Raw genomic sequence first — 8,585 nt, forward strand, 5'->3', positions numbered from 1 at the left:
TAAATCATTAAATCATTAAATCATTAAATCATTATTTAATGACTAGTTATCGTGAGCAATTTCACATAGTTAACCACTTCATGTTTTACTGATTTCATTAAATCATGATTTCACATTGTTATATAATGCCAACCTGTGTCATAGTGTTCTCAATGCAACACACACATAATGAAATCATGATTTAATGAAAGGATGATATCATGGGGAAAGTTATCTCTGTAATTGGCCAAAAGGGTGGTGGTTCAAAAAGTACCGAGTCCAGAACACTGGCAGTCGGTTTTACTGAGGCTGGATGGAAGACTCATTTGGCTGATATGGATGTAAAACAGCAGACGTCATTCAAATGGACTGAGCGAAGAGAAAAGAGTGGACTGAGTCAAATTGACTGCGCCCTTTACCGCCGGGTTGATACAGCAGTCAAAATGAAGGACAGCTGCCATCTACTTATTATTGACGGCCGACCAGCTGCAGAGACTACATCACTCGACGTAGCAGACGAATCAGACCTGGTAATTATCTCGACAGGAACGACAATCGATGATCTGGAACCTTCACTTGAATTAGCCCGCGAATTGATAAAAAAAGGGATTGATAAGAGCAAAATCGTATTCGCTGTTGCTAAATCTCCGTCTCCTGCTCAGGGCGAAAAAGCACAGGAAACAGTCAAAGCGTGGGGTTATAAAGTGTTGAATACGGTTATACCTTTCAAGACAAGCTATGGTGAAGCCTTGGATGCAGGTCGCGCATTGCATGAAACGTCATTCAAATCTCTAAACGAGATAGCTAAGCAAATGATTGAAGAAGTTCATGATATAATTAATTCATGATAGCATGATTTCATCATTTCATTTTATGTGTGAGGTTTTCAATGAAAGGCCCCAAAAATAGTATCAAAATCGATCCACCAAAAGATGATGAGCCAACTCTTGATGTAACAGGAAGAAGTGCAGTACCTGAATCATCTGTGAAACCCATCCAGATAAAAGTACCGGTGTCTAAGCACAAAGAAATGAAAGCTTATGCAGCAGAGCAAGGGATATCGATGACTGAAATGATAATGGCAGGGTATGAGATGTATCGCAATAAAATGAAATAATGAAAACATGATTTCATTAAAGAATGATAATCGAATTCACAGATTAACTTCTGCAGCCAGGTATCAATTGTTGTAGATCTTACTGGCTGATGGATAGCGCCAGGACCGAAACTGGCGCTATCAGCAAAACTCAGATCCCTCTTTTCTTTAGCTAATAAGACATGCCCCTAATTTGATTCCAATGGTGCATTTTAGGCTTCGCAGGAAGCAAAGTGTGACAAATTGCACTCATCTTCAGGGTAGCCAGAAAGAACTCGCTTTTGGAGTTTAACATTGCTTCTGTGACAAAATGCCCTGAATTAAATGTGACAAATAGCCCTGAAAGAAGGGTGACAACTTGCCCTAAGTTAAGAGTGACAATCTGCCTTGAGGAAAACTTAGGAATTCTGGCTTGATTTCACTGGCTCCAGAAGTCTGAAATCTATCCAAATGTGACAAATCGCCCTGATTCCTTCCCTTATCTGAGACAATTTGCACTGAGAAAGTGTGACATTCTACCCTCTAAAGTGTGACTATCTGCCCTCATGATTTAAAGGGAGTTAGCTACTATGTCACTGAAAGAAAATACAATATGAGTTGTCTGTCGCCCTTTCTTTTTCTCTATATAACTCAGCCGCATCGGCGTTCTGCTATTGATTTCATCAACACTTGCCTGAAGGAAACGGCGTCGAAAATCAGGCATTCGTTGATAACTTTGTGGTAACTGATACCGTTCCATTATCCAGTCTACTTTAAGCGACACACAGCCTGAGCCATCGGGTTTTCTGTACTGACAGAGTGATTCATACAGGCGCATAGCATAGGGATTAGTAATCTCCTTTGTTTCGCTCAGTCTGAATTGAGTAAATCTGTTCTGTAAGCCGATAAAAAATGGGATCAAATAAGGGTTTATATGAACGCTGTACAGGCCGCGGGAAGGGCTGTGCGCACGTTTAATGAACCAGGGGAAGGACTCTAGCCCTTTTTCACCGTTAGCATCCTCTTCAGGTCGGTAAAATATGACTTCTTTACCAGCAAAACCTTTAAGCGCCTGACGTATATCTTTGCTGGCTTCAGCAGAAGTTAAGCCAAATGTTGCAGCATAATGAGCTACCTGAATTTCACAGATACCGTCATGCTCCTGAAGCGAGCCATCTGATTTACGGATCTGATCGACAAATAAATACAGCATCCGCTTCTGATCACGAGAGAGGCTATAAGCTGCTTCGGTTAGCTCATTCGACTGAACTATACGAGGGCTATTTTTGCGCTTTTTATGGTTTATTACCGCAACTTCCGTCATGACCGTTCCATTGAAAATGTGACAGATTTTAAGATTGTCACATTTAATCAAAAAGAGTCAACAGGTAGGGATAAGTTTGTGATTCAAATGATTCACAGAGGGCAATTTGTCACAGGGTTAAGGGCAGATAGTCACAGTTCAATAGGGTATTTGAGGGTGATTTGTCACAATGAAAGGGCAAATTGTCACAAAGGATCCTCTGAAACCCACGCTATATAAGGGCTCAGAGGGTGTCTAAAAAGGTAAATCTAAAAAGAGATCTAAAAAGATCTTATAAAAATAAGACAGTGGATAAGTGGATATGTGTTCAAAGAAGAGGGCCATTTGTTAGATATTGGGCGTAAGCAGAACATACGGGTATCTTTCCCTGGTGCTTCCTCGCTCACTCGCGGGCGATGCCCGGTCGCTCGGCTGCGGCGAGCACTGCCTTCTTTCTAAGAGCTGTTTATCCAATCCTCGCAACTGGTATTTCTTTCCAGCGAGTAGTATACGCGGGGGAAAGCATGTCACGCTTCATTTGCCACTCAGGCGCAATCCCACGCCCAGCAAACCATACTTTCCCGAGTCCTGAATGGTTTATGCCATCCATGACTTTCATAAGCTGCTCGCTCTGTACACGCGGCTGCACTTCATCAAACAAATTCAGCTGTGAAACCCCTGTTGGTGAGAAATCGTTGAGCATACAGCCTGACTTTGCATAACGATGACCATCCACCCAAATCCGGTCCAGTGCCCTGATGGCTGCGGCAATAATATCGCGGGTATCCTGCGTGGGAGTATTCAGCTTCTCACTGGCCAGATTCCCGTAATACGGTTCGTTAACGGCAAAGGGGGAGGTTTTCACAAACACAGCGATGTGGCGACAGAACTGTCTCTCTCCGCGCAGTTTCTCAGCCGCCCGCTCTGCATGCTGGCAGATTGACTGCCTCATAGCTTCATAAGTCGTGACACGTTCACCAAAGCTCCGGCTGCAGACTATCTGCTGTTTTGGCGGAGGAGCTTCTTCCAGCGAGATGCAGGGCTCTCCGTTCAGTTCCCGGACTGTTCTCTCCAGAACCACGTTGAAGTTTTTCCGGATAAAAGTCGGATTCGCGCGGGCCAGCTGCAGTGCCGTGGTGATCCCCATTGCACTCAATTTCTTTGAAATCCTACGGCCAACGCCCCAGATTTCCTCCACCGGCTGCAGCGACAGCAGTTTTTCTGTACGGCGGGGATTGCCCGGCGTTAACGCCAGTACGCCGCCAAACTGTGACCACTCCTTGGAAGCCCATTGTGCGGACTTTGCCAGCGTTTTCGTGGACCCCATTCCGACGCCGATGGTCAGCCCCGTGCCGGAACGAACGTGCTCACGCAGCTGCCGGCCGAAATCCTCGAAATCGATGCAGCTGTCTATACCGCGAATATCCAAAAACATCTCGTCAATGGAGTACTGCTCAACGCGTGGCGCCAGTGCTTCCAGATGAACCATGACTCTGTTCGACATTGAGGCATAGAGAGCGTAATTACTGGAGAACGCGATGACCGGTTCCGGAAATTTCACCGACTTCAGCTGAAACCACGGTAACCCCATTTTGATGCCCAGCCGCTTCGCTTCAGGGCTTCTCGCAATTACGCAGCCATCGTTATTTGAGAGAACCACAACGGGTTTATTTCGCAGGTCAGGACGGAAAACTTTCTCACAGCTGGCATAAAAGGAGTTCACATCAGCGAGTGCAAACATCACTCTGTTCCCCGGGTTTTGTGTATGAAAGCCGTCACTACGCCGAATATCTGCAGTTCTTCCGGGTAAAGGGTTGGAAAAGCCGGGTTCATCGGCAACAGAGCAACACGGGGCGTCAGCTGCAGGCGTTTAACCGTAAACTCGCCATCAGTTTCCGCGATGACAATGTCACCCTGCAGTGGCTTTTCAGATTTGTCGACAATCATAAGGTCCCCGGAATGCAGGCCCAGCTCTTTCATTGAATCCCCGATAGCACGGACAAAGAAAGTCGAGGCCGGACGCCGGATACAGTAAGTGTTCAGGTCCAGTTCATCTTCGGTGTAGTCCGCAGCCGGCGACGGAAACCCCGCCGGACAACGTTCGGTGAATAGTGGTGCGGTAGAGCTCGTCGGCTCAGGGTCTGGAACAAGAAAAATTAACACGACATACCTCTTTAATGCCTGTTTATTTATACAGTATTATTTATGTTTTTTTCATTTTCGCAAGTGTCTGTGCACCTGTATGCCCCATCATGTTGTATTCGCGATAAAAATTCTTTTACTCAATGTCATACACGACACCCCTTAATTCTCCTTAATTGTTCTCCAATTTATCTCATTGAGTGCTCGTATTTTTATTGAATGGAGCTGTTGTTTATGTATAATTCTAAAATAGTTCTCAAATACTTCTCTTTTAGTTCTCTGAAACGTAGTTCAAATACCCAGGTGACATACAATGAAAATTTATATCGATGACGGATCAACTAATATCAAACTCCAGTGGAAGGATGACGAGGTCAGGCAGTCAATCAGCCCTAACAGCTTTAAGCGTGAATGGGCCGTTGCGTTTGGTGGACAACAGGCGTTTAACTATATGTTGAATGGTGAGCAATACTCTTTTGATCCTATCAGCCCTGATGCTGTGGTTACCACGAACGTCGCCTGGCAATACAGCGATGTGAATGTTGTTGCTGTTCACCATGCGTTGCTTAACAGCGGGATCGAACCTTGTGAAGTCGATGTGGTAGTGAGCCTGCCTTTATCTGAGTATTACGATAAAAATAACCAGCCCAATAAGACCAACATCGAACGAAAAAAAGCGAATCTGTTGCGGCCGGTCGAACTAAATGGTGGTAAGACTTTCACCATTAAGCATGTTGAGGTTATGCCCGAGTCCATCCCTGCAGGTTTTGAGGTTGTAAAAAATCTCAACGAACTGGATTCACTCCTGATTGTTGATTTGGGGGGAACCACGCTTGATATTTCTCAGGTTATGGGAAAAATGCGCGGGATTTCACGTATTTATGGTGATTCATCTCTCGGGGTATCGTTGATCACTGGTGCAGTTAAAGAGGCACTGTCCGTGGCCAGAACCAAAGGGAGTAGCTACCTGGCGGACGATATTATTATTCATCGTAATGACACTTCTTATCTCTCATCGCGTATCAATGACACATCACGAATTGAACTGGTTCGTGAAGCGATAGAGAACGCTCACCACCGCCTTGTTAACAGGGTTATTGAAGCCATAAGCCGCTTTGAGGGATACTCTCATGTGATGGTCATCGGCGGAGGTGCTGAATTGATCGCCGATCATGTGAAGAAACACTGTGGTGTCAGGGAAGAACGCTTCTATAAAACCCGTTCATCTCAGTTTGATCTCGTTAACGGCATGTACCTTATTGGATAAAAACAATGGATACGCGACGCAAAATCACGTTTTACCTGAATCCTGAAACCAACGAAGCGGACCGTTTTGTCTGCCAGAAAACAGATGAAACACCCCAGGGGGAAAGGGGACGTTTATGGCGCGCCGCGCTGCTTACAGGTTTTGCTTTTGGAAAGCAGGATGAGCGTCTGCCATTCCTGTTCAGTGAGTTACTGAACAGGAATACATCGTTTGACGATCTGATGCAGTTGCTTAAAGCAGTTTACCCACGTGAAGTTGAAGCTCTTTTACAGGGCAAGATAAAGGAAAACGTACCAGTTGAACGCGCTGATATTAATTCCTCCTCTCAAACCCCCAGTGCTGATGATGAAACCCGCAGTAATGCAAAAGGGTTATTCTAAAATGCCAGTGCTTGATGCCAGAGAACATGGAAAGCTTATCCGCCAGTTCCTGAAGGCTGCCCGGGAGATACAGGAGCTTGGTCTTATTGAGGATATTGAGCATCAGACGCTGTCTGAAATTCAGTCCCGGCTCATAAAGATATCTTCGCCCGGTGCTGGTTATAAGCAGGCCTATCCAAGACATGGTAGTCCTTGGGAGGAAGCTGAAATACAGCGCCTTATTGAACTGGCTGGTTCTGATAGTTTCGATGTCGGGAAGTTTGCCAGTGAATACCAGCGGCGGCCTGAGTCTGTCATTAAATACATGAAAAAGCTTGGGCTGACAGAATAGTCAGTATTCCTCACTATCGTTTTGTTCAAAAAAAACACAACTATCACATGTGGGCACTGTACCTGTAATACAGCGTGCTGTGTCCAGCTTATCCACAGACTTTTCCTCCCTGAACTGTGGACAGGGCTCGTTTCATCACACCGGCCTTCCTTCCTCTCACTGATGTGCTTCAGACCCGAATAAGTCTGCCACCCGCTGCCAGTGTGCCGCGTCCGGCCGGACACGGGACGGGCGGCTTTTCCGCTCCGGCCCGGCGTCGTTGTGATTTTACGCCATGCCCTCGCCATGATGAGGAACGCCCTTCAAGCCGCTTTCGCGGCATAAACTCGCCGACGATGGGGACAGTCGGCTCGTTATTCCACGGTCGGCGTTGACCCGTTACCGGACGCGACGAACAGGCAGCGTGCGGCAGGGAACGGTATCGCGGTGATGCCTCCTGCCCACGCTGACTGCATAAGGAGCTTCCCATGCCGAACTGGTGTTGTAACAGGCTGATGTTCAGCAGTATTCAAAACAATGACTCCCTCAAAATGTGGGCTGCCGGAGGCGGGTTGTCTCTGCATCGTCGCGCCAGAAAAGAGGGGATACAGCTGTTTCTGGCGGGCTGTGCCGGGATACTGCGTCCCCTGACTGAGCAATGTTACCCGCCATACCCACAACTGGTTTCTTACGGTGCGGCCGCAGACAACCGGCCGTCAGGGCAGGCATACAGCGACTGGCTGGCGATGTTTATGGCCGGAGCAGAGCTGGATATCGAAACCTGCCACAAACTGCACCAGTGCTGGCAGGAGAGCCTCATCTGCCATTCCCGCTGGGCGATCCTCAGTGAGCCGGAACAGCAGGTCATGCGTCAGCTGTACCAGCAAAAATCTTTCGACTGGGGGGACAGTTTCCGGCCTGCGCCGGTGGAGGCGTGGTGGGACAGTCTGTGTGACGGGGAGAGCATCACGCCTGCTGCCGAACCGATGGATTTCCGTGATGTGCTGCCGACACGCCTGGATATTGAGGTGAACGCCTTCAACGGTGGCCTGCTGACGGGTGTCCCGTCGTCATATGACCACTACCTGACCCGGTACGGTTGCAAGTGGCCTGTGGGTTATGAGGCGAACATCTGTTTCGCCGGAGAGAACACGCTGACGGTGGACTTTGACACCCCCTGGAGTCCGGTCGGCGAAGACGTTGTGGCTGCACTCAGTCAGCGGTATGGCGGGGAGGTGGAGCACTGGTTTGCGGAGCAGGGCTGTAATTACTGCGGTTATGCCCGGTACGTCAGCGGCGAAACAGACGTTTACATCACGGACGAGCTGGAGTGGGGCGAGGCTGACCCGGACGATGAGGGCAGTTTCCCGGATGTAACCGGCCCGGAGTGGATTATTAACAACGTGGCGCACTTTGGCGGCTGACCGGAGGCGGGCGGGAAACCGCCCGGACTGACATGGAAACGTATCTGAATACCTGGCTTGTGGGGTTAAGTGTTGAGGTCGATGGCACTGAAATGATGGTGTATTACCTGGTTTCCGCGACTGACCTGGAACAGGCCGAAGCGGGCGTTCTGGAAATGGGGAGCTCCTGGTGGCCATCGCTTAAACGTGAGGATGACCGACATCGGTGGGAGTATCCCGGCGGTGTGGTCTGGTTTAACAGTATCGTTCTGCTCGATGACGTGGAAACCAGTATCCTGCGTGGCCTGAAGTTCCTCGATGCGTGGACAGTGACCGGCGCGCTGGATGCGCCGGTACTGCGCGACGAGTGGGGGAATGACTGGCGGGATATCACCCGCTGACACAAGACCGGGCAGGGCGACTGCCCGGTACTTCAGGCAGGAATAATGATGTCGCGCTGCTCCGCATCCATGCCGCGCGTGGCGCGGGGATATCCACTGCCCGGAGCCAGTGTGCCGCGCCCGGACGGACACGGGACGGGCGGTTTTTCCGCTCCTGTCCGGCGTCGTTGTGATTTTACGCCATCCACTCGCATTTTAAGGATCGCCCTTCAAGCCGCTTTCGCGGCATATCCTTGCCGTCGAAAAAACTGACGGCTGCGGTATTCCACGGTCAGCTTGACCCGTTACCGGTCGCGGCGTACAGGCTCCGGGCAGCAGGGAACGG

Annotated in this window: 10 protein-coding genes; 7 read left to right on the forward strand and 3 right to left on the reverse strand. The window is 48.8% G+C overall.

Annotated elements, in window-relative coordinates; genetic code table 11:
• Positions 1 to 200: 200 nt before the first annotated feature.
• Together FDW94_RS01040 and FDW94_RS01045 are read left to right on the forward strand one after the other, a co-directional pair.
• A complete protein-coding gene (locus FDW94_RS01040) occupies positions 201 to 827 on the forward strand; it encodes a ParA family protein (protein WP_064503390.1) in 627 nt (208 codons plus the stop codon).
• 41 nt (positions 828 to 868) lie between these two features.
• On the forward strand, positions 869 to 1,096 hold the full coding sequence (locus FDW94_RS01045; RefSeq protein WP_049271135.1) for a hypothetical protein: 228 nt from the start codon (positions 869 to 871) through the stop codon (positions 1,094 to 1,096).
• A gap of 529 nt (positions 1,097 to 1,625) precedes the next feature.
• Here the strand turns inward: FDW94_RS01045 and repE are convergent.
• The 3 genes from repE to umuD form a co-directional block, all read right to left on the reverse strand.
• On the reverse strand, positions 1,626 to 2,378 hold the full coding sequence (gene repE / locus FDW94_RS01050) for a replication initiation protein RepE (protein WP_049271132.1): 753 nt from the start codon (positions 2,376 to 2,378) through the stop codon (positions 1,626 to 1,628).
• A gap of 445 nt (positions 2,379 to 2,823) precedes the next feature.
• Positions 2,824 to 4,098 (reverse strand): Y-family DNA polymerase, encoded by a 1,275-nt coding sequence (locus tag FDW94_RS01055; protein ID WP_137376988.1) that lies wholly within the window; start codon positions 4,096 to 4,098, stop codon positions 2,824 to 2,826.
• A complete protein-coding gene (umuD, locus tag FDW94_RS01060; RefSeq protein WP_137376989.1) occupies positions 4,098 to 4,520 on the reverse strand; it encodes a translesion error-prone DNA polymerase V autoproteolytic subunit in 423 nt (140 codons plus the stop codon). Before umuD ends, FDW94_RS01055 begins: the two co-directional genes overlap by 1 nt.
• 292 nt (positions 4,521 to 4,812) lie before the next feature.
• Here umuD and FDW94_RS01065 point away from each other — a divergent pair, with 292 nt between their 5' ends.
• The 5 genes from FDW94_RS01065 to FDW94_RS01090 all read left to right on the forward strand — a co-directional run bounded on the left by FDW94_RS01065 (position 4,813) and on the right by FDW94_RS01090 (position 8,260).
• Entirely contained in the window at positions 4,813 to 5,766 is a 954-nt protein-coding gene (locus tag FDW94_RS01065) for a plasmid segregation protein ParM (protein ID WP_049271123.1), read from the forward strand.
• Between the two features lie 5 nt (positions 5,767 to 5,771).
• Positions 5,772 to 6,146: a plasmid partitioning/stability family protein gene (locus FDW94_RS01070; protein WP_137376990.1), complete on the forward strand. Its 375-nt coding sequence runs from the start codon at positions 5,772 to 5,774 to the stop codon at positions 6,144 to 6,146.
• A 1-nt stretch (position 6,147) separates the two neighbouring features.
• Positions 6,148 to 6,477 carry a hypothetical protein gene (locus FDW94_RS01075; RefSeq protein WP_137376991.1) on the forward strand — a complete coding sequence of 110 codons (330 nt, stop codon included), beginning with the start codon at positions 6,148 to 6,150 and terminating at the stop codon, positions 6,475 to 6,477.
• 467 nt (positions 6,478 to 6,944) lie between these two features.
• Positions 6,945 to 7,880 (forward strand): DUF1281 domain-containing protein, encoded by a 936-nt coding sequence (locus tag FDW94_RS01085; protein ID WP_137376993.1) that lies wholly within the window; start codon positions 6,945 to 6,947, stop codon positions 7,878 to 7,880.
• 32 nt (positions 7,881 to 7,912) lie between these two features.
• On the forward strand, positions 7,913 to 8,260 hold the full coding sequence (locus FDW94_RS01090) for a hypothetical protein (protein WP_137376994.1): 348 nt from the start codon (positions 7,913 to 7,915) through the stop codon (positions 8,258 to 8,260).
• The last annotated feature ends 325 nt before the right edge of the window (positions 8,261 to 8,585 follow it).

Source organism: Citrobacter sp. wls757, from assembly GCF_005280935.1.
GTDB classification, from domain to species: Bacteria; Pseudomonadota; Gammaproteobacteria; order Enterobacterales; family Enterobacteriaceae; genus Citrobacter; species Citrobacter portucalensis.

Bases quoted from the DNA above. Each gene is read 5' to 3' on its own strand.
- FDW94_RS01040 (WP_064503390.1), top strand. From the start codon at position 201: ATGGGGAAAGTTATCTCTGTAATTGGCCAAAAGGGTGGTGGTTCAAAA.
- FDW94_RS01045 (WP_049271135.1), top strand. From the start codon at position 869: ATGAAAGGCCCCAAAAATAGTATCAAAATCGATCCACCAAAAGATGAT.
- repE (WP_049271132.1), bottom strand. From the start codon at position 2,378: ATGACGGAAGTTGCGGTAATAAACCATAAAAAGCGCAAAAATAGCCCT.
- FDW94_RS01055 (WP_137376988.1), bottom strand. From the start codon at position 4,098: ATGTTTGCACTCGCTGATGTGAACTCCTTTTATGCCAGCTGTGAGAAA.
- FDW94_RS01065 (WP_049271123.1), top strand. From the start codon at position 4,813: ATGAAAATTTATATCGATGACGGATCAACTAATATCAAACTCCAGTGG.
- FDW94_RS01070 (WP_137376990.1), top strand. From the start codon at position 5,772: ATGGATACGCGACGCAAAATCACGTTTTACCTGAATCCTGAAACCAAC.
- FDW94_RS01075 (WP_137376991.1), top strand. From the start codon at position 6,148: ATGCCAGTGCTTGATGCCAGAGAACATGGAAAGCTTATCCGCCAGTTC.
- FDW94_RS01085 (WP_137376993.1), top strand. From the start codon at position 6,945: ATGCCGAACTGGTGTTGTAACAGGCTGATGTTCAGCAGTATTCAAAAC.
- FDW94_RS01090 (WP_137376994.1), top strand. From the start codon at position 7,913: ATGGAAACGTATCTGAATACCTGGCTTGTGGGGTTAAGTGTTGAGGTC.